Origin of the sequence: Xanthomonas axonopodis pv. maculifoliigardeniae, assembly GCF_041519315.1 — a bacterium.
GTDB lineage: Bacteria > Pseudomonadota > Gammaproteobacteria > Xanthomonadales > Xanthomonadaceae > Xanthomonas > Xanthomonas euvesicatoria.
This window is the reverse complement of sequence record NZ_CP167998.1, coordinates 4,302,142-4,322,506: the sequence shown is the minus strand read 5'-3', so window position 1 is coordinate 4,322,506 and position 20,365 is coordinate 4,302,142. Positions and strand designations below refer to the sequence as shown.

Annotated in this window: 15 protein-coding genes, 2 tRNA genes and 3 rRNA genes; 9 read left to right on the top strand and 11 right to left on the bottom strand. The window is 62.6% G+C overall.

Going from position 1 to position 20,365, the window contains the following annotated elements; all coding sequences use genetic code 11:
• Positions 1 to 99: 99 nt before the first annotated feature.
• From ACDH77_RS18440 to pyrE, 9 genes are all read right to left on the bottom strand, one after another.
• Positions 100 to 672, bottom strand: coding sequence for a hypothetical protein (locus ACDH77_RS18440; RefSeq protein ID WP_372183772.1), 573 nt, complete (start codon positions 670 to 672; stop codon positions 100 to 102).
• Positions 673 to 1,051: 379 nt separating this feature from the next.
• Positions 1,052 to 1,393: a lipid-A-disaccharide synthase N-terminal domain-containing protein gene (locus tag ACDH77_RS18435; RefSeq protein ID WP_008571195.1), complete on the bottom strand. Its 342-nt coding sequence runs from the start codon at positions 1,391 to 1,393 to the stop codon at positions 1,052 to 1,054.
• Positions 1,393 to 2,115, bottom strand: coding sequence for a glycosyltransferase family 2 protein (locus ACDH77_RS18430; protein WP_008571194.1), 723 nt, complete (start codon positions 2,113 to 2,115; stop codon positions 1,393 to 1,395). The genes ACDH77_RS18435 and ACDH77_RS18430 overlap by 1 nt, the downstream gene beginning before the upstream one ends.
• 357 nt (positions 2,116 to 2,472) lie before the next feature.
• The gene (locus ACDH77_RS18425) at positions 2,473 to 3,438 is read right to left on the bottom strand and encodes an SDR family NAD(P)-dependent oxidoreductase (RefSeq protein ID WP_008571193.1); all 966 of its coding nucleotides are present in this window, start codon (positions 3,436 to 3,438) and stop codon (positions 2,473 to 2,475) included.
• Positions 3,439 to 3,642: 204 nt separating this feature from the next.
• Positions 3,643 to 3,951 carry a helix-hairpin-helix domain-containing protein gene (locus ACDH77_RS18420; RefSeq protein WP_008571192.1) on the bottom strand — a complete coding sequence of 103 codons (309 nt, stop codon included), beginning with the start codon at positions 3,949 to 3,951 and terminating at the stop codon, positions 3,643 to 3,645.
• A gap of 33 nt (positions 3,952 to 3,984) precedes the next feature.
• Positions 3,985 to 4,914: a ParB/RepB/Spo0J family partition protein gene (locus ACDH77_RS18415; RefSeq protein WP_008571191.1), complete on the bottom strand. Its 930-nt coding sequence runs from the start codon at positions 4,912 to 4,914 to the stop codon at positions 3,985 to 3,987.
• Positions 4,914 to 5,711, bottom strand: coding sequence for a ParA family protein (locus tag ACDH77_RS18410; protein WP_029820813.1), 798 nt, complete (start codon positions 5,709 to 5,711; stop codon positions 4,914 to 4,916). Before ACDH77_RS18410 ends, ACDH77_RS18415 begins: the two co-directional genes overlap by 1 nt.
• 114 nt (positions 5,712 to 5,825) lie before the next feature.
• The gene (locus tag ACDH77_RS18405; protein ID WP_031424609.1) at positions 5,826 to 6,476 is read right to left on the bottom strand and encodes a hypothetical protein; all 651 of its coding nucleotides are present in this window, start codon (positions 6,474 to 6,476) and stop codon (positions 5,826 to 5,828) included.
• A 49-nt stretch (positions 6,477 to 6,525) separates the two neighbouring features.
• Positions 6,526 to 7,185: an orotate phosphoribosyltransferase gene (gene pyrE, locus ACDH77_RS18400; RefSeq protein WP_011348851.1), complete on the bottom strand. Its 660-nt coding sequence runs from the start codon at positions 7,183 to 7,185 to the stop codon at positions 6,526 to 6,528.
• A 126-nt stretch (positions 7,186 to 7,311) separates the two neighbouring features.
• Between pyrE and ACDH77_RS18395 the strand changes: the two genes are divergently transcribed.
• From ACDH77_RS18395 to ACDH77_RS18385, 3 genes are all read left to right on the top strand, one after another.
• On the top strand, positions 7,312 to 8,112 hold the full coding sequence (locus ACDH77_RS18395; RefSeq protein ID WP_008571186.1) for an exodeoxyribonuclease III: 801 nt from the start codon (positions 7,312 to 7,314) through the stop codon (positions 8,110 to 8,112).
• Positions 8,113 to 8,431: 319 nt separating this feature from the next.
• The gene (locus ACDH77_RS18390; RefSeq protein ID WP_011348849.1) at positions 8,432 to 9,727 is read left to right on the top strand and encodes an AmpG family muropeptide MFS transporter; all 1,296 of its coding nucleotides are present in this window, start codon (positions 8,432 to 8,434) and stop codon (positions 9,725 to 9,727) included.
• A 58-nt stretch (positions 9,728 to 9,785) separates the two neighbouring features.
• Positions 9,786 to 10,013: a hypothetical protein gene (locus ACDH77_RS18385; RefSeq protein WP_003489057.1), complete on the top strand. Its 228-nt coding sequence runs from the start codon at positions 9,786 to 9,788 to the stop codon at positions 10,011 to 10,013.
• A gap of 41 nt (positions 10,014 to 10,054) precedes the next feature.
• Here the strand turns inward: ACDH77_RS18385 and ACDH77_RS18380 are convergent, their stop codons facing one another.
• Both ACDH77_RS18380 and ACDH77_RS18375 read right to left on the bottom strand, forming a co-directional pair.
• The gene (locus tag ACDH77_RS18380; protein ID WP_031424604.1) at positions 10,055 to 11,188 is read right to left on the bottom strand and encodes an anhydro-N-acetylmuramic acid kinase; all 1,134 of its coding nucleotides are present in this window, start codon (positions 11,186 to 11,188) and stop codon (positions 10,055 to 10,057) included.
• A 380-nt stretch (positions 11,189 to 11,568) separates the two neighbouring features.
• Positions 11,569 to 12,987: a M23 family metallopeptidase gene (locus ACDH77_RS18375; protein ID WP_031424603.1), complete on the bottom strand. Its 1,419-nt coding sequence runs from the start codon at positions 12,985 to 12,987 to the stop codon at positions 11,569 to 11,571.
• Positions 12,988 to 13,157: 170 nt separating this feature from the next.
• Between ACDH77_RS18375 and tyrS the strand changes: the two genes are divergently transcribed.
• The 6 genes from tyrS to rrf all read left to right on the top strand — a co-directional run bounded on the left by tyrS (position 13,158) and on the right by rrf (position 20,252).
• The gene (gene tyrS / locus ACDH77_RS18370) at positions 13,158 to 14,369 is read left to right on the top strand and encodes a tyrosine--tRNA ligase (protein ID WP_057681274.1); all 1,212 of its coding nucleotides are present in this window, start codon (positions 13,158 to 13,160) and stop codon (positions 14,367 to 14,369) included.
• Positions 14,370 to 15,089: 720 nt separating this feature from the next.
• Positions 15,090 to 16,636, top strand: a 16S ribosomal RNA gene (locus tag ACDH77_RS18365).
• Between the two features lie 95 nt (positions 16,637 to 16,731).
• Positions 16,732 to 16,807: transfer RNA gene (locus tag ACDH77_RS18360), tRNA-Ala, on the top strand.
• A gap of 18 nt (positions 16,808 to 16,825) precedes the next feature.
• Positions 16,826 to 16,902, top strand: a tRNA-Ile gene (locus ACDH77_RS18355).
• Positions 16,903 to 17,129: 227 nt separating this feature from the next.
• A 23S ribosomal RNA gene (locus tag ACDH77_RS18350) occupies positions 17,130 to 20,010 on the top strand.
• A gap of 127 nt (positions 20,011 to 20,137) precedes the next feature.
• Positions 20,138 to 20,252: ribosomal RNA gene (rrf, locus tag ACDH77_RS18345) — 5S ribosomal RNA — on the top strand.
• The 16S, 23S and 5S rRNA genes sit together here with 2 tRNA genes alongside, the layout of an rRNA operon.
• Positions 20,253 to 20,365 lie beyond the last annotated feature (113 nt).

Genomic DNA, 20,365 nt, shown 5'->3' with positions numbered 1-20,365 from the left:
ATGCGCGGACCGTCCGCTGCGTTGCCTGGGCAGGGGCAGCGCAGCTGGGCCGGCGGGCGACGCGGCGGGCCGTTATCCGGCTCGCTTCGGTGTACGCGATCAACCGTGTGTTGCGCCTGTTCCGGTTGGCTCGGCACGATCGCAGTGCGTGGTGATCGACGCGGCGTCGTGACCGTCCGTCAATAGCCAGACTGCGTCCCAGTACGGATACTCGCCCACCTGCTCGGCCAGGCCCGCCCGCAGGGGCAATGCGACCAGCGTGCGCGCGAACTGTCGATGATCGCTTTGCTGCGGGAGCGCCGAGACCTGCATCTGCGGCTGCCACACCGTTCCACCACGCCCGCGTGCGCGATTGACTGCATCGGCGGTCCTCAGTCGCGCCGTCGCGGCCAATTGCAGCAACACCGCCTTGCTCGGTGCCTGCAGCAACCCGCACCACGCCTCAGGCAACAGCACCCAGCACAGCAACTGCGCACCTTGCCAATGGCGTGGCAGCGCCAGGCTGGCCGCCGCGGCGCGAGCGCAGCGCCAATCGGCGAATAGCGGCACGCGCTGATGCGTGGGTAGCCGCAGATGCCAATACGTGGCTTCAAGCGTCGGCGTGGACAGGAGGCGATGACGGAGCGCAGTGGACATGGTCACAGGTTGCCCGCGGCGCGAGAGCGGCAACATCGGCGGGCAGTCCATCATCGCGTCGGCCGCGCGCGCAATGGCGTGTCCGAAAAGCGGGCATCAGCGGTCAGCGCTATCGCCACGCCTCCGGCAAGCTGCGCTGCATGGGGTGGATGCCGCAGGTGGCGTCAAGGCGCGTAGGCGCACATCAATCACGCTGCATCGCACCCCAAAACCTTGTCAGTGAGATGCAGTGCAGCCGTATCGCTTGCGTACGCTGAGGCATCGCCAACCACGATGGATCACCGAACATCGGATGCAGCAACGCGCTTTGCAGCGCACCGGGATCATCTCGATCCGCCGCGGATCACCAAGAGCGTTAGATCACCAGTAACCATCCGGACCAAGTGATTCGAATCCCGAATCCCGAATCCCCGCCTCAATGACCGGCCCGGTCGCGTTTCCACCCGCGATGCTTCACATCCAGATACAGGCTGTAAAACGCGGTAAACGCCGGGAACAGGTTCTGCAGCACACCGACCGAATCCTGCTTGGCCGAAAACACGAAATAGCTCAGCGTCATCAGGCTGCCGACCACGCTCATGTACCAGAACAGGCGCGGAATCACCGGCTTGCCGGCGCGCTTGGAGGCAACGAACTGCACCAGCCAGCGGCCACCGAACATCAGTGCGCCGACATAGCCGATCAGCTTCCACCCGGTCACATGGATGCCGGTCCAGTACAGCCAGGTCAGTTGTTGGTCGAGCAAGGACGGGTCCATCAGCGTTCCTGCACCACGGTGCGCTTGCTGCGGGTGATCAGCCAGGCCACGCCGCGCAGGTCGCGGATGCCGACCAGGGCGCGATTGAGATTGTTGTACTTGGACACGCCGGCGGTGCGGTGGCGGTGGTTGACCGGCACGCTCACCGTGCGCCAGCCGGCGCGCTGCATCAACGCCGGCAAATAGCGATGCATGTGGTCGAAGTACGGCAGGTCCAGGAACGCCTCGCGCTCGAACAACTTGATGCCGCAGCCGGTGTCGGGCGTGTTGTCGCGCAGCATGCGCGAGCGGATCGCATTGGCCCATTTGCTGGCCCAGCGCTTGGAGCCGGAATCCTGGCGGTTGACCCGCCAGCCGGCGAACAGCTTCACCTGCGGCTCGGCCTGGCTGCGCGCGATGAGCAGCTTGGGGATGTCGGCCGGGTCGTTCTGGCCGTCGCCATCGAGCGTGGCGATCCAGCTGGCGCGCGCGGCCTTCACCCCGCTGCGCACCGCCGTGCTCTGGCCGCTCTGGGTCACATGATGCAGCACGCGCAGTTCCGGCGTGGTGCTCTTCAGGTCTTGCAGCACCGCGAGCGTGTCGTCACGCGAATGGTCATCGACATACACGATTTCGAAGGCCACCACGCCGCGCAGGGCGCGGACGATTTCGCCCACCAGCGTGGCGACGTTATCGCGCTCGTTGAATACCGGGACGACGACGGACAGCTGAGGTTGGCTCATGGATGCGGGGTAGCCGGATGAAGGCTGAGCGAAAAAGATCGGGCATTGTGCCCTGACTCTCTGAGTCAGGCATGAAGCATGCACGCGTTATGCGCATTGGACCGGTTGGAAGCAGCCTGTAGCGTACGGTGGGAACGTGGCAGGGCTGCGAAGGCGTGGGCCAGCGGGCCGATCACGCGTCCTCTTCCGGTGCATCAGCTGGCACATCGCCATGCATTGCGTGGCTGCCATGCGGTCGTACGCCCGGGCGGCTGCTGGAAGGTAGGCCCTGCATCTGGCTCGCATGGCAGCCTCGGCGCTCCGCGCTCCGTGCGCCCATCGAGCCTTCGCACCTCCCCCCGTAAATCCCGCCAAGCGCTAGGTGCGCTCGCCGAAATACTGCCGGCACCACTCCACGACCTGCGGCAAACCACGCTCAACCGGGGTCGCCGGATCGAACCCGAAGGCCGCCTGCGCACGCTGCGTATCGGCCATGGTGCGGATCATGTCGCCCGGCTGCATCGGCCGGTAGACCTTTTCGGCTGCGCGGCCGGCGGCCTGCGCAATCACGTCGATGAAGGTCTCCAGCTCCACCGGCGTGTGGTTGCCCAGGTTGAACACCCGGTGCGGCACCGGCGCGGTGCTGGGCGTGTCCAGCGCGCCCAGCACACCGGCCACGATATCGTCGACGAAAGTGAAATCGCGCTGCATCTTGCCGTGGTTGAACACCTCGATCGGCCGCCCCGCCAGCACCGCACGGCTGAAGATCAGCGGCGCCATGTCCGGCCGGCCCCACGGCCCGTACACCGTGAAAAAGCGCAGTCCGGTCGCGCGCAGGCCATACAGCTGCGCATAGGTGTAGCCCATCAATTCGTTGGCGGCCTTGGTTGCCGCATACAACGAACGCGGTTGGTCCACGCGCTGGTCTTCGGAAAACGGCGGGGTGGCCGAATCGCCGTAGACCGAACTGCTCGAGGCATACACCAGGTGCTGCACGCCGCGGTGCCGGCACAGCTCGAGCATGTTGACGAAGCCAACGAGGTTGCTGTCCACGTAGGCGTGGGGGTTTTCCAGCGAATACCGCACGCCCGCCTGCGCAGCCAGATGCACCACGCGGGTCGGCTGGATCTCATCGAACAATGCGGCCAGGCCCTCGCGATCGGTCAGGTCCAGCGTGCGGATATCGATGCCGGGGCACAGCGCCGCCACCCGGTCATGCTTGAGCTGCGGGTCGTAGTAGCTGTTGTAGTTGTCCAGCCCCACCACCGTCTCGCCGCGGGCTGCCAGCGCGCGGCAGGTGTAGGCACCGATGAAACCGGCAGCGCCGGTGACGAGAATGGTCATGGCTGTGATCCTGGGAAATGCGGAAACAAAAGGCTGGCGCTCCGGATGCGCATGCGCGGCGCATTGCAGGCGCCGCTGCGAGCGGGTTCGGCATCTCTATGCTGCCAACGCGCCTGCCGTGCGCAGCGTGCCAGGCGCGATCTGCCGCGGTCGCCGCGCATGCGGCGCTCGAAATCAAGGCTGCAGCGCGCCACGCGTCTTCGTTCACCGCAGCGCGAGCGGCGCTTCGCTGGCAAGCTTGGCCTTGCGCTCGGCGCTGAACTTCCACCACGGCTGCGCCGCCTCGCCGTCCATGAAGCGCACGATCGACAGGAACACATCGATCACGCAGGGGTCGTGCAGCACGCCGGTGCGCAGGCACAGCTGTGCGTGCATGTCGTAGGCATCGCGACCGCGCAGCTGCGCAGGCACGCGGATGCCGATCAGGCGCAGGTCCTTTTCGCAGGCCGGCCCGACGTTGGGCAGGTCGGTCAGCTGCAGCAGGTGCTGGCGGTCCACCTTGGCGGGATTCATGGCCGACGAAGATCCTGTTGGATGTGCAAGCGATCAGCTGCGCTGCATGCGCAGGCGTTCGAGCACGCCGTCCAGCGTGTCCAGATCGGTGTAATGGATCACCAGCTTGCCCTTGCCGCCGCGGCCATGATTGAACACCACCTTGGTGCCCAGCGACTCGGACAGTTCGGTTTCCAGCGAGGCGATATCGGCCTGTGGGGCCACCGGCGCCGGCTTGCCCTTGCGCAGCGAGCCGGGCACCTTGCCGGCGGCAAACTGCTGCGCGCGGTGTTCGACCTCGCGCACCGACCAGCCCTGGTCGGCCGCTTCCTGCGCCAGCTTGCTGGCCAGCTCCGGCGCCAGGGTGAGCAGCGCGCGCGCGTGGCCCATTTCCAGCCGGCGGGTTTCCAGCAACACGCGAATGGCCACCGGCAATTCCAGCAACCGCAGCAGATTGGAGACCGACGCACGCGAGCGTCCCACCGCGCCGGCGGCCTCGGCATGGGTCAGCGAAAATTCGTCGATCAGCCGCTGCAACGCCTGCGCTTCTTCCAGCGGGTTGAGGTCTTCGCGCTGGATGTTTTCGATCAGCGCCATCGCGATGACGGTGCGGTCGTCCAGCTCGCGCACCACCACCGGCACTTCGGTCAGCCCAGCCAGCTGCGAAGCGCGCCAGCGACGTTCGCCGGCCACGATCTCGAACTGCCCCGGCGCCAGCTCGCGCGCCACGATGGGCTGGATCACGCCTTGCGCCTTGATCGACTCGGCCAGCTCGGCCAGCTTGACCTCGTCCATCTCCCGGCGCGGCTGATACTTGCCCGGCTGCAGCTGGGTCACCACCAAGGTGCGCAGGGTATCGCCGGGCTGCAAGGCCTGTTCGTCGGCACCGGCCGGTGCGGCGGCGGCGGCCGCGCCCTTGGGCCCCAGCAGCGCTTCCAGACCACGGCCCAGGCCACGCTTCTTTGCCAGCGGCGGCTTGCTCATCAGACGGTCTCCACGGGCCGGACGGCCTTGTTGCGGTCGTTCTGGCGGCGCACGATCTCACCGGCCAGGCCCAGGTAGGCCACCCCGCCACGTGAGGTGCGGTCGTAACCGACGATGCTCTGGCCATGGCTGGGCGCCTCGGCCAGGCGCACGTTGCGCGGCACGATGGTGCGAAACACCTTGTCGCCGAAATGCTCGGTCAGCTCGGCCGATACCGCATTGGCCAGGTTGTTGCGGATGTCGAACATGGTGCGCAGCACGCCTTCGATTTCCAGCGTCGGGTTGAGGTTGGCGCGCAACGCTTCGATGGTTTCCAGCAGCGCGGTCAGCCCTTCCAGCGCGTAGTACTCGCACTGCATCGGCACGATGATCGAATCGGCCGCGGTCAGCGCATTGAGCGTGAGCAGCGACAATGCCGGCGGGCAATCGATCAGGATGAAGTCGTACTCGTCGCGGATCGGCGCCAGGGCGCGCTTGAGCCGCTGTTCGCGTTCGCCCTGGTCCATCAGCTGGATCTCGGCAGCGGTCAGGTCGATGTTGCCTGGCAGCAGGTCGAAGCCTTCCGGCGCGGTCACCCGGATCTGCGCGGCGGTGTTTTCGCCCAGCAACAGGTCGCAGGTGGAGGCGGCCACATCGCGCTTGTCGATGCCGCTGCCCATGGTGGCGTTGCCCTGCGAGTCCAGATCCACCAGCAACACACGCTTGGGCGCGCGCGCCAGGCCGGCCGCCAGATTGACCGCGGTCGTGGTCTTGCCGACGCCGCCTTTCTGGTTGGCAATGGCGATGATCCGGGCCATGCGGGAGAGCCTCGTGGGCAAAGAGTAAGACCGGCCATTATGCGGGCAGGGCGTCGGATCGGGAAATGCCGCCCGCGGCGGTGCGCCGCACGGCCGGAATGACGCAGGCGCCGGTCAGCCGGCGGGCGGGGTGCCGGCGGGTGGCTCCTTCATGGCCCGGTAGCGCTGCAGGATGTCGGCGATCTCGCCATCCAGCGCCACCCGTTGCTGCTCGAAGCTGATCTGCAGACGCAACTGCGCCATCAGATCGCGATGGCGCTGCTGGATGTCGCCGGCCAGCTTGTCAGCCACTGCCTGGCCGGCCAGCTCGCGGTCGCCGGCGCTGCGCAGCAGGCTGGCCAACCCCTCGCGCAGGCTGGTCACGTTGAAGCGCGCGGTATGGATGTTGTTGTCCACGATGGCGATGCGCTCCTTGAACACCCGGCGCAGGTCGTCCTCGCTCTGATAGGACATCAGCATCGCCTGGTCGGTGCGCTGGCGCATCTGCTCGGCGGCCAGATCGGCCTGGCGTTGCTGCTCGCTGGCCGCAGCGGCAGCGCGCTCATCGCTGCTCATGGCGCGCTGCACCTCGGCGCTGCGCATCCCGCTCTTGACGTTGAATTCGTCGCGCGCCTGGTTCACCGCCTCCGGGGGCAGCGTATCGCTGCACACGCGGGCGCCGTTCTGGTTCCAGCAATACAGCTTCTTGCCGGCCGGCTTGTCTTGCGCGCCGGCCGGCGCCGCCATGACCAAGGTCGCAGCGACAGCCGCCGCAACGGCGAACAATGCCGAACGTGTATGTATTGGCATCATCGCAGCCCCCTGTCGCCTGCCGTCAGCCTGTGGTGTCGGTCCCGTAGCGGCCACGATAGGCCAGCAGCGGTTCCTGGAAGCCCACAAGGTCGGCGTTTCCTGCCGCAAAAGCAAGCAGGTCGCCCAGGTTGGCCACCGCGATCACCGGTATGCCGGCCTCGGCCGCCACCGCCTGGGCGGCGGAACGGCGGTCCTGATCGGACGCGATCTCCTGCCGGTCCAGCGCCACCACGATTCCCGACGGCATGCCGCCGGCGGCGCGGATGATGGCCAGCGCCTCGCGGATCGCGGTGCCGGCGGTGATCACGTCATCGACGATCAATACCTTACGGCCGGCCAGCGGCGCGCCGATCAGGGTGCCGCCTTCGCCATGGTCCTTGGCTTCCTTGCGGTTGAACGCCAGCGGCAGGTCGCGTCCGCGCCCCGCGTAGGCGCAGGCCAGCGCGGTTGCCAACGGAATGCCCTTGTAGGCCGGCCCGAACAACAGGTCGAAGTCCAGCCCGGCCGCATCGATCGCATCGGCATAGCACTGCGCCAACTGCGCGGTCTTGGCTCCCGAATCGAAGCGCCCGGCATTGAAGAAGTACGGGCTGAGCCGCCCGGACTTGAGCGTGAACTCGCCAAAGCGCAGGGCATCGGCGTCCAGGGCCAGCTGCAGGAAACGGGTGCGGTGGTCGGTCATGTGACGAGATTGGGGAGTAGGGATTCGGGATTGGAAAGCATAGCCGGTCGCGCCTTGCGGCATCCGCTGATGCGGTACGCTTTGACGAATCTCCAATCCCCATTCCCGAATCCCGGCTCTTCATCCATGCGCATCATCAGTTTCAACGCCAACGGCCTGCGTTCGGCCGCCAGCAAGGGTTTCTTCGCGTGGTTCGCCGCCCAGGACGCCGACGTGCTGTGCGTGCAGGAAACCAAGGCCCAGGAGCATCAACTGGCCGGGCCAGACTTCCTGCCCACCGGCTACAAGGCCTGGTTTCGCGACGCCAGCACCAAGAAGGGCTATAGCGGCGTGGCGATCTACAGCCGGCACGAGCCCGACGAGGTGCGCACCGCGCTGGGCTGGCCGGAGTTCGACGAAGAGGGGCGCTATATCGAAGCGCGCTTCGGCAACCTCAGCGTGGTGTCCTTCTACATCCCCTCCGGTTCCTCGGGCGAATTGCGCCAGGACTACAAGTTCCAGGTGATGCAATGGCTGCGGCCGATCCTGGAGCAGTGGCTGGCCAGTGGCCGCCAGTATGTGCTGTGCGGCGACTGGAACATCGTGCGCACGGCGCTGGACATCAAGAACTGGAAATCCAACCAGAAGAACTCCGGCTGCCTGCCGCCCGAGCGCGATTGGCTCAACGGCCTGTGCGCCGACGCGCCAGAAGACACCAACCCCGCCGAAGGCCGCGGCTGGGTCGACAGCTACCGCGTGCTGCATCCGCAGGGCCAGGACTACACCTGGTGGAGCAACCGTGGCGCGGCGCGCGCCAACAATGTCGGTTGGCGCATCGACTACCAATTGGTCACCCCCGGCCTGCGCGACACCTTGAAGGCCTGCTCGATCTACCGCGAAGAGCGCTTCTCCGACCACGCGCCGTACATCGTGGATTACGCGCAGTGAGGCAGGCCAAGGCTATGGTTTCGGTCATAGCGCGCCGGCATGTTGCAGAACGGGGCCAAGACTTCGCCGGCAACATCGCCATCCGGCGGCAGCTCGGCCACTGCAGCACGCGCGGCGGCTCTCATTGGCCCTTACGCAGTCGTCCGATGCCTTTCGCAACGTTCTGCTTCGGCACGGGAGTGCGTCGTTACGGTCCTGCACAGACCGCTCAAGACAGGACGCGTGACGCCATGACGGCCCTCCGCGGCGGGCTGCATGCAGCGGTGCCGTGGGCCGCGCCGGCCACGACCACTGGCGTTCGTGCTCGCCGGAGTGACGCATGACCACGTCTGCACCGGGCTATAAGGGCTGGCGTGGTATCCAGCGCGCCTTCGCCACGCCATCGGCGGCGACCATGGCACTGCTGGGCTTCGGAAGCGGCTTGCCGTTCCTGCTGATCGCCTCGCAGACCTTGTCGACCCGCTTGCGCGATGTGGGGCTGGACCTGGGCAGCATCGGCTTGATCAGCCTGGCCAGCTTCTTCTATCTGCTCAAGTTCCTGTGGGCACCGCTGATCGACCGCTATGCGTTTCCGCTCACCGCGTTTCTGGGGCGCCGTCGCTCCTGGCTGCTGGTGGCGCAGATCGGCGTCACCATCGGCCTGTTCGCGCTGGCATTTTCGCGCCCGGACCTGAGTGTTACGGGATTGGTGGGCTGGGTGTTGTTCGCCTCGTTCTGGGGCGCGACCCAGGACTCGGTGGTGGATGCCTACCGCATCGAAATCGCTCCGGATGCCGCGCAGGCCGCGTTGGCGGCGACCTACACGCTGGGCTACCGCATCGGCCTGATCCTGGGCGGTGCCGGTGCGTTGTACATGGCCCAATACCTCGGCTGGACGTGGGCGTACGTCGGCATGGCCGCACTGATGCTGGTGCCGATCGTCACCACCTTGCTATGCCGCGAGCCCGACCGGCCCGAGGCGACGGTCGTGCGCCGCGTGGACGTCGCCGGTGCGTTCTGGCAACCGATTTCCAGCTTCTTTTCCAGCAATGGGCTGGCGCTGGGCATCGTGCTGCTGCTGTTCGTGGGCCTGTACAAGTTTCCCGACCAGGTGATCGGCGTCATGGCCGGTCCGTTCTATCTGGATTCGGGCTTCACCAAGGCCGATATCGCCACCGTCTCCAAGCTGTTCGGCGTCTGGATGGGCATTGTCGGCGCCTTCGCTGGCGGCGCGGCAATTGCCGCGTTCGGGTTCCGGCGCATGTTGCTGGTGGCCGCGCTGGGGGTGGCCTTGTCCAACCTGGCGTTCCTGCTGATGGCGCACAACCCCGGCAAGCTGTGGGCGTTCTATGCCGCGCTCAGTGCCGATAATCTCTTCCAGGGGTTCGCCGCAACGGTGCTGGTGGCTTTCATGTCCTCGCTGACCGACCGCAACTTCACCGCAACCCAGTATGCGTTGCTGGTCTCGCTGGCCAACCTGCCGGGCAAGTTTGCCGGTGGCGTGTCCGGGTTCGTCGTCCAGGCGACCTCCTACAGCACCTTCTTCATCCTCAGCGCCCTGACCGTCATTCCCACGTTAATGCTGCTGGCCTGGCTATGGCCGCGGCTATTGGCGCACGACAGGCGGCCGGATTGAAACGTCCGCCAAGGTTGCCGATGATGCGCGCGGAGCAGCGCATTGCACGAGGCAGGGCATGACCGATCTGGTATTGCGTGACATCGACCCGGTGCTGGTGGACCGTATTCGCCGCATTTCCGTCGCACGGGGCTGGACCCAGCACCAGACCGTCATGCATCTGCTCGAACAAGGCCTGTTCGCCAGCGAATACGAAGTCACCGGCGGCCTGCAGCACCCGGAGGTCGATGCCCTGGCCGAGGCGATTGCCGCGCTCAAGGCGCTGCCGGCGGGAAATAATCCCTAGCGCTGCCGCAGCTTCATCCCGGCCAGCACAGGCCAACGGGCTCACGCCGGATAGATCGCCCCCAACAGCCGAGGCCCGGCCGCCCCGGTCACCGCGGGCAGGTTGGCCGCGCGTCCGGCCAGCAGCTCGGCTGCCAGCCAGGCAAAGCCCATCGCCTCCAGGTAATCCGGGTCCAGTCCGTATCGCGCGCTGGATTCCACCACCATGCCCGGCAGCCGCGCCGCCAGTCGCGCCAACAGCACCGGGTTGCGCACGCCGCCGCCGCAGACTAGGACCCGTCGCGTGGTTGGCTGCAGCCGCAACAAGGCATCGGCCACGCTGACAGCGGTGAGTTCGAGCAAGGTCGCCTGCACATCGGCAGCATCCAACCGCGCGCTGCCCATCGCCTGCACGGCCCAGTCCAGATGGAATTGCTCGCGGCCGGTACTCTTGGGCGGCGGCAACGCAAACCACGGATCGGCCAACAGCGCCTGCAGCAAAGCCGCATCCACGCGCCCACTGGCGGCAAACGCACCTTCGGCATCGAACGGCGTGCCGTGATGGCGTTGGCACCAGCTGTCCAGCAACGCGTTGGCCGGGCCGGTATCGAATCCCAGCACCGCGCCATCGCGCGGAATCAAGGTCAGGTTGCCGATGCCGCCCAGATTGAGCACCGCGCGGTCTTCGTCGCCTGCGCCCAGCATGGCCAGATGGAAGGCCGGCATCAGTGGCGCGCCCTGGCCACCGGCGGCCACATCGCGGCGGCGGAAATCGGCCACCGTGGTAATACCGGTGTGCTCTGCAATCCGGCTGGCATCGCCAATCTGCCAGGTGAACGCCGGGTTGGCGTTGGGCCGGTGGCGGATGGTCTGCCCATGCGAGCCGATCGCACGAATCTGCCGGCGCTCCACGCCACTGTCGCCGATCAATCGATTGGCCGCCGCCGCGAATGCCAGCCCCACCTGCGCGTCCAGCTGGCCCAGCGCATCGATGGCCACCGTCTCGGCGCCCTGGCCGAGCGCCACCAAGGTCTCGCGCAGTTGCGGCTCCCACGCCACCGTCGTCCCGGCCACCAATTCGCAGCGGCGGTGGGTGGCATCAGCAAAGCGCACCAGCGCGGCATCGATGCCATCGGCGCTGGTTCCCGACATCAGGCCCAGATACAAGGGGGAGTCAACGTGTTCCAAGACAGACATGCCGAAGCCAGAAAGACACGGCCGGCCAGCTTGTGCAGCCGGGCCGGGTCCGTCAACCGGTCTTACCCCGGTGGCAGCCGTGCAGTGGGCGCGTCATCGTCGGGCCACGTGCTGCAATCGCTGCCGCGAGAATGACCCACGCCTCGAGATTCCCCGCCCACTTCAGGCATCGTCAAGGTCTGCAGTCGCCTCAGAAGCTGTCGGTCGACAGCCAAGACCAGGTGCCGCATGGGGACATCGCAGCGTTCAGCACCTGCAGTGCACCGCAACCCGTAGCTGCACGGCAACTACCAGGCGACACGGCTGGAGGCAGCGCCGAACCCGCCCGCCACCCACCTGCGCAGCCGCAACGCAGCTGACGCAGTGACCAGCCGCAGGCCTCAACTGCGCGACTTGCCCTTGGCCGGCTTGCCGGCGTCGGCGTAGATCAGCTTCTCCATGCCCTCGATACGGGCCATGGCCGGCGCCGTCTGCGCGCGGAACGCCGCCAGTTCGGCGCCCTGCAGCGGCTCCGGCGGCGGCATCGTCACCGACATCGGGTTGCGCTGCTGCCCGCCCACGCGGAATTCGTAATGCAGATGCGGGCCGGTCGCCAGGCCGGTCATGCCGACATAGCCGATCACCGTGCCCTGGTTGATGCGTTGCCCGGCCTTGATCTTGCCAAAGCGCGACATGTGCCCGTACAGCGTGCTGTAGTTCTTGCCGTGATCCAGGATCACCACGTTGCCGTAACCGCGCTGGGTCCCGACAAACACCACCCGCGCATCGCCGGCTGCCATGATCGGCGTGCCCGAGGCGGCCGCATAGTCCACACCCTTGTGCATGCGCATGGTGCCCAGCACCGGATGCTTGCGCGCACCGAAGGTGGAGCTGATCCGGCTATAGGCCACCGGCATGCGGATGAAGCTCTTCTTGAGCGGGCGGCCAGTGATGTCGAAGTACTCGGCCGGTTTGCCGGCGCGCTCGAAGCGAAACCCCGTATAGGTCTTGCCGCCAGTGGTGAACGTCGCCGCCAGGATGTCGCCGGTGCTGATCCGCTCGCCTTCGCGCCAGGTCTCATCCATGACCACGCTGAACCGGTCGCCGGGCTGCAGATCCTTGTCGAAGTCGATGTCGTACTTGAAGATCTCGTCGGTCATGATCGCCACCGCCGCCGGCGACAGTCCGGATTTGCCGGCCGAGGCATACAACGAACTGCTGATCTCCCCGCTGGCCACTACCGTGCGCGTGGTCGTCGCCCGCTCGGTCACGTTCTCGCGCACGGCGTCGCCCAGCAGGCGCAGTTCCACCCGATGACTGTCGTCGCGATCGAAGCGCAGTGCGCGCAGCTGCCCCGGCGTCGGCATGTCGAAGGCGATCTCGGTACCCGGACGCAGCTTGGTCAGCGCCTCCTTGGTCCCCGGGTGCGCCAATACCTGGTACATCACCGTGGTCGGGATTCCCAGCTCGCCGAACAAGGTACTCAGGGTCTGGCCCGGCTTGACCTGCAGAATTTCCCAATCGGTGCTCGGTGCCAGCTGCTTGCGGCTGGGAATCAGCGGCGGCAATGGCAATGCCAGCGTGGAATGGCTGGAAAGCGGTGCGTCGATGGCGTTGGAAAAACCCGGCACGATCGTGGCGACCAGCGCACCGATGGTGGCGAACAGGCTGGCGTGAATCCAGTGACGGCGTGTCCAGCGGTCATTGAATGCCGCCGGCAGATGCGCCTTGAGCTTGCGATGCAGTGCAGTGTCGTGGAGGACGTGGAGGCGTTCGTGAAAGCGCCGCTTGCGTGCACGGCCCTGCTCTGAGTTCTGCATCGTTCAAATTCCTCGCTGGCTCGAAGTGCGAGCCCAATCGCCGGTACCATAGACAGCCTGTAACAGCGCGTCAAACCATTGAGCCTGTTCATTATTTTCACTTGGCGCGGAATTAACCCGCGTTTAACATCATTCACGTTTTTGACGGCAAGCGCCGCTGGAGTCTGTGGTTGGCCACTATCGAAGAATCCCTCGCACTCATCGGCCGTGGTGCCGAAGAGATCCTCAAGCTCGATCAGCTGCAGGCGCGGCTCGCCACCGGTAAGCCGCTGCGGGTGAAGGCCGGCTTCGATCCCACCGCGCCGGATCTGCATCTGGGCCATACCGTGCTGCTCAACAAGATGCGGCAGTTCCAACAGCTTGGCCATCAGGTGATCTTCCTGATTGGCGACTTCACCGGAATGATCGGCGACCCGAGCGGCAAGAACGCCACCCGCAAGCCGCTCAGCCGCGAGGATGTGCTGGCCAACGCACGGACCTACGAAGAGCAGGTCTTCAAGATCCTGGACCGCGAACGCACCGAGGTGCGTTTCAACTCCGAATGGTTCGGCCAGATGAGCGCGGCCGACATGATCAAGCTCTCTGCCCAGCACACCGTCGCGCGCATGCTCGAACGCGACGATTTCGCCAAGCGCTTCGGCAGCCAGCAGCCGATCGCCATCCACGAATTCCTCTACCCGTTGGTGCAAGGCTACGATTCGGTCGCCCTGAAGGCGGACGTCGAGCTGGGCGGCACCGATCAGAAGTTCAACCTGTTGATGGGGCGCGGCTTGCAGGAGCATTACGGTCAGGCGCCGCAGATCGTGCTGACCATGCCGCTGCTGGAAGGCCTGGACGGCGTAGCCAAGATGTCCAAGTCGTTGGGCAACTACATCGGCATCAACGAGCCGGCCATCGACATCGTCACCAAGACGATGAAGATCGGCGACGAGCTAACCTGGCGCTGGATCGACTTGCTGTCCTTCGATATCAGCCTGGCCGAAGCGGCGCGCCTGAAAGAGCAGGTCGCTGCGGGAGAGCTGCATCCGCGCGAGGTCAAATTGCGCCTGGCACGCGAGCTGGCCACCCGGTTTCACGATGCCGCAGCCGCAGAGCAGGCCATTGCCGGCTGGCATGCGGTGGTGACGGGGCAGGGCGACACCAGCCTGCTACCGCTGCAGGAAGTGGTGGTTCCCGATGAGGGCCTGCGCCTTGCCGGGCTCCTGACTGCCGCCGGCCTGACGCCCAGCAACTCCGAAGCCACCCGCAAGCTCAAGGAACGCGCGGTCAAGATCGACGGCGAAGTGGTAGAGGATCCCAGCCGCGTCTTTACGCACGGCTTTGAAGGGGTCATCCAGGTGGGCAAGCGTAATTTTGCCCGCGTATTGCTCGTCACTGCCTAAAGCGCACCGAGGTTGCCGCAGGGCGGCAATCTCGGTGATCTCACGCGTCTTACACGTTGGATAGAAGTGACAGTCCCCAGGCCCTCAAAGCTTTTCTGCTGGCGTGACTGGGGCATAGCGCCAGTTTTTGGCAACTTCGTGAAAAATTTTTCACAAAACGCTTCCCAAATCGGATCGGTGGGCATATAGTTCGCCTCCCCCGACGCAACGGCCTCCGCAAACGCGGAACCAGAGCGAAAGGGTTCGAAAACGCCTTGAAATAAGGTGTTGACGAAACGAAAAAGCCGGCTATGATGGGCGGCTCGCTACACGGAAAGACGCTACGGCGGATTGAGGTGCAGCGGCGGCAACTTCCTCTTCACGAGGGGTTGACGAGGATGAAAAGCCTGCTAATATGGCCGGCTCGCTTCGCAGAAAACCTTCGGGTTCAAACGAAGCAGCGTCAACCGCCTCCAAATGAGGTGTTGACGGCAAGAAAAAGTCCGCTATAATGGGCGGCTCGCTTCGACGGAAACGGCGAAGCTGACGGGAACGGCGCTGAGGCCACTTCCCCATGTTCTTTGACAGTGTGCGCAGGTAATTTGTGCGGACGCCTGCAGGAAGGATGATTGTCCATCTTGCAGACGTTTAATCAAGCAACATATTAATTGCTTTGCAAGCGATAAGTTGCCAGTGGTTGGACTTCTGCAGCTAAAGTATTTGCCTTCGGGCATGTAATTTTAAGTGAAGAGTTTGATCCTGGCTCAGAGTGAACGCTGGCGGCAGGCCTAACACATGCAAGTCGAACGGCAGCACAGTAAGAGCTTGCTCTTATGGGTGGCGAGTGGCGGACGGGTGAGGAATACATCGGAATCTACTCTTTCGTGGGGGATAACGTAGGGAAACTTACGCTAATACCGCATACGACCTACGGGTGAAAGCGGAGGACCTTCGGGCTTCGCGCGGTTGAATGAGCCGATGTCGGATTAGCTAGTTGGCGGGGTAAAGGCCCACCAAGGCGACGATCCGTAGCTGGTCTGAGAGGATGATCAGCCACACTGGAACTGAGACACGGTCCAGACTCCTACGGGAGGCAGCAGTGGGGAATATTGGACAATGGGCGCAAGCCTGATCCAGCCATGCCGCGTGGGTGAAGAAGGCCTTCGGGTTGTAAAGCCCTTTTGTTGGGAAAGAAAAGCAGTCGGTTAATACCCGATTGTTCTGACGGTACCCAAAGAATAAGCACCGGCTAACTTCGTGCCAGCAGCCGCGGTAATACGAAGGGTGCAAGCGTTACTCGGAATTACTGGGCGTAAAGCGTGCGTAGGTGGTGGTTTAAGTCTGTTGTGAAAGCCCTGGGCTCAACCTGGGAATTGCAGTGGATACTGGATCACTAGAGTGTGGTAGAGGGTAGCGGAATTCCCGGTGTAGCAGTGAAATGCGTAGAGATCGGGAGGAACATCCGTGGCGAAGGCGGCTACCTGGACCAACACTGACACTGAGGCACGAAAGCGTGGGGAGCAAACAGGATTAGATACCCTGGTAGTCCACGCCCTAAACGATGCGAACTGGATGTTGGGTGCAATTTGGCACGCAGTATCGAAGCTAACGCGTTAAGTTCGCCGCCTGGGGAGTACGGTCGCAAGACTGAAACTCAAAGGAATTGACGGGGGCCCGCACAAGCGGTGGAGTATGTGGTTTAATTCGATGCAACGCGAAGAACCTTACCTGGTCTTGACATCCACGGAACTTTCCAGAGATGGATTGGTGCCTTCGGGAACCGTGAGACAGGTGCTGCATGGCTGTCGTCAGCTCGTGTCGTGAGATGTTGGGTTAAGTCCCGCAACGAGCGCAACCCTTGTCCTTAGTTGCCAGCACGTAATGGTGGGAACTCTAAGGAGACCGCCGGTGACAAACCGGAGGAAGGTGGGGATGACGTCAAGTCATCATGGCCCTTACGACCAGGGCTACACACGTACTACAATGGTAGGGACAGAGGGCTGCAAACCCGCGAGGGCAAGCCAATCCCAGAAACCCTATCTCAGTCCGGATTGGAGTCTGCAACTCGACTCCATGAAGTCGGAATCGCTAGTAATCGCAGATCAGCATTGCTGCGGTGAATACGTTCCCGGGCCTTGTACACACCGCCCGTCACACCATGGGAGTTTGTTGCACCAGAAGCAGGTAGCTTAACCTTCGGGAGGGCGCTTGCCACGGTGTGGCCGATGACTGGGGTGAAGTCGTAACAAGGTAGCCGTATCGGAAGGTGCGGCTGGATCACCTCCTTTTGAGCATGACGTCATCGTCCTGTCGGGCGTCCTCACAAATTACCTGCATTCAGAGATGCGTATCGGCACAGGCCGATATGCGAAAGTCCCATCATGGGGCCTTAGCTCAGCTGGGAGAGCACCTGCTTTGCAAGCAGGGGGTCGTCGGTTCGATCCCGACAGGCTCCACCATTTGAGTGAAACGACTTTGGGTCTGTAGCTCAGGTGGTTAGAGCGCACCCCTGATAAGGGTGAGGTCGGTGGTTCGAGTCCTCCCAGACCCACCACTCTGAATGTAGTGCACACTTAAGAATTTATATGGCTCAGCGTTGAGGCTGAGACATGTTCTTTTATAACTTGTGACGTAGCGAGCGTTTGAGATATCTATCTAAACGTGTCGTTGAGGCTAAGGCGGGGACTTCGAGTCCCTAAATAATTGAGTCGTATGTTCGCGTTGGTGGCTTTGTACCCCACACAACACGGCATATGACCCTGAGGCAACTTGGGGTTATATGGTCAAGCGAATAAGCGCACACGGTGGATGCCTAGGCGGTCAGAGGCGATGAAGGACGTGGTAGCCTGCGAAAAGTGTCGGGGAGCTGGCAACAAGCTTTGATCCGGCAATATCCGAATGGGGAAACCCACTGCTTCGGCAGTATCCTGCAGTGAATTCATAGCTGTTGGAAGCGAACCCGGTGAACTGAAATATCTAAGTAACCGGAGGAAAAGAAATCAACCGAGATTCCCTAAGTAGTGACGAGCGAACGGGGAGCAGCCCTTAAGCTGGAATGGCTTTAGAAAAACAATCTGGAAAGATTGGCCATAGAAGGTGATAGCCCTGTATTTAAAAGGGCCACTCCAGTGAAGACGAGTAGGGCGGGGCACGTGAAACCCTGTCTGAATATGGGGGGACCATCCTCCAAGGCTAAATACTCCTGACCGACCGATAGTGAACCAGTACCGTGAGGGAAAGGCGAAAAGAACCCCGGAGAGGGGAGTGAAATAGATCCTGAAACCGTGTGCGTACAAGCAGTAGGAGCTCGCAAGAGTGACTGCGTACCTTTTGTATAATGGGTCAGCGACTTACTGTTCGTGGCAAGCTTAACCGTATAGGGGAGGCGAAGGGAAACCGAGTCTGATAAGGGCGCATAGTCGCGGGCAGTAGACCCGAAACCGGGTGATCTAGTCATGGCCAGGGTGAAGGTGCCGTAACAGGTACTGGAGGCCCGAACCCACGTCTGTTGCAAAAGACGGGGATGAGCTGTGATTAGGAGTGAAAAGCTAATCGAACCCGGAGATAGCTGGTTCTCCTCGAAAGCTATTTAGGTAGCGCCTCATATGTATCCTCTCGGGGGTAGAGCACTGTTATGGCTAGGGGGTCATCGCGACTTACCAAACCATTGCAAACTCCGAATACCGAGACGGACTGTATGGGAGACACACGGCGGGTGCTAACGTCCGTCGTGAAAAGGGAAACAACCCAGACCCACAGCTAAGGTCCCAAATTCACTGCTAAGTGGAAAACGATGTGGAAAGGCATAGACAGCCAGGAGGTTGGCTTAGAAGCAGCCACCCTTTAAAGAAAGCGTAATAGCTCACTGGTCGAGTCGGTCTGCGCGGAAGATTTAACGGGGCTAAGCAGTGAACCGAAGCTTGGGGTGCATAAAACTTGTTTTATGCGCGGTAGAGGAGCGTTCCGTAAGCCTGCGAAGGTGGATTGAGAAGTCTGCTGGAGGTATCGGAAGTGCGAATGCTGACATGAGTAACGATAATGCGGGTGAAAAGCCCGCACGCCGAAAGCCCAAGGTTTCCTTGCGCAACGTTAATCGACGCAGGGTTAGTCGGTCCCTAAGGCGAGGGCGAAAGCCGTAGTCGATGGGAAGCAGGTTAATATTCCTGCACCTCGCGTGAGTGCGATGGAGGGACGGAGAAGGTTAGGTGTACCGGGCGTTGGTTGTCCCGGGGAAAGGCGGTAGGTTTGGATCTTTGGCAAATCCGGGATCCTTTAAGACCGAGCACCGAGACGAGCCTTTATGGCGAAGTCACTGATACCACGCTTCCAGGAAAAGCTCCTAAGCTTCAGCTCACGAAGACCGTACCGTAAACCGACACAGGTGGGTAGGATGAGAATTCTCAGGCGCTTGAGAGAACTCGGGTGAAGGAACTAGGCAACATGGCACCGTAACTTCGGGAGAAGGTGCACCCTTTTTGGTGGCTCGTGCGAGCTATAGCTGAAGAGGGTCGCAGAAACCAGGCCGCTGCGACTGTTTATCAAAAACACAGCACTCTGCAAACACGAAAGTGGACGTATAGGGTGTGACGCCTGCCCGGTGCTGGAAGGTTAATTGATGGGGTCAGCCGCAAGGCGAAGCTCTTGATCGAAGCCCCAGTAAACGGCGGCCGTAACTATAACGGTCCTAAGGTAGCGAAATTCCTTGTCGGGTAAGTTCCGACCTGCACGAATGGCGTAACGACAGCGGCGCTGTCTCCACCCGAGACTCAGTGAAATTGAAATCGCTGTGAAGATGCAGCGTTCCCGTGGCAAGACGGAAAGACCCCGTGAACCTTTACTATAGCTTTACACTGAACGTTGAGTTCGTCTGTGTAGGATAGGTGGGAGGCTATGAAACTGTGGCGCTAGCTGCAGTGGAGCCATCCTTGAAATACCACCCTGTCGTGCTTGACGTTCTAACCTAGGTCCGTTATCCGGATCAGGGACCGTGTATGGTGGGTAGTTTGACTGGGGCGGTCTCCTCCTAAAGAGTAACGGAGGAGCACGAAGGTACGCTCAGCGCGGTCGGACATCGCGCACTGTGTGCAAAGGCATAAGCGTGCTTGACTGCAAGATCGACGGATCAAGCAGGTACGAAAGTAGGTCTTAGTGATCCGGTGGTTCTGTATGGAAGGGCCATCGCTCAACGGATAAAAGGTACTCCGGGGATAACAGGCTGATACCGCCCAAGAGTTCATATCGACGGCGGTGTTTGGCACCTCGATGTCGGCTCATCACATCCTGGGGCTGTAGTCGGTCCCAAGGGTATGGCTGTTCGCCATTTAAAGTGGTACGCGAGCTGGGTTCAGAACGTCGTGAGACAGTTCGGTCCCTATCTGCCATGGGCGTTGGAAGTTTGAGAGGGGCTGCTCCTAGTACGAGAGGACCGGAGTGGACGAACCTCTGGTGTTCCGGTTGTCACGCCAGTGGCATTGCCGGGTAGCTATGTTCGGAAGCGATAACCGCTGAAAGCATCTAAGCGGGAAGCGCGCCTCAAGATGAGACTTCCCGGGGCACAAGCCCCCTAAAGGAACCATGTAGACTACGTGGTTGATAGGTCAGGTGTGTAAGTACAGCAATGTATTGAGCTAACTGATACTAATGATCCGTGCGGCTTGACCATATAACCTCAAGTTGCCTTGGTCCCAACGAACGTTGGTAGATCATCAAATGCAAGCTACGTCACAAGTTAACTCTGCGAGACTGGGCGCCTTAATCCGTTTCTTGGATGGCGACGCTCCAACCGTCTCCCTGGTGAAATTAGCGCTGTGGAACCACCCGATCCCATCCCGAACTCGGAAGTGAAACGCAGCTGCGCCGATGGTAGTGTGGCTCAAGCCATGCGAGAGTAGGTCATCGCCAGGGGCTTTACCCCGAAACCCTCAGTCCAAACGGACTGAGGGTTTCTTTTTTGCGCGAGCGCTGCATAGCGCCGCGCGCAAACGCGCCTCGCATCCCCCACGCGTTACCACGCAAGG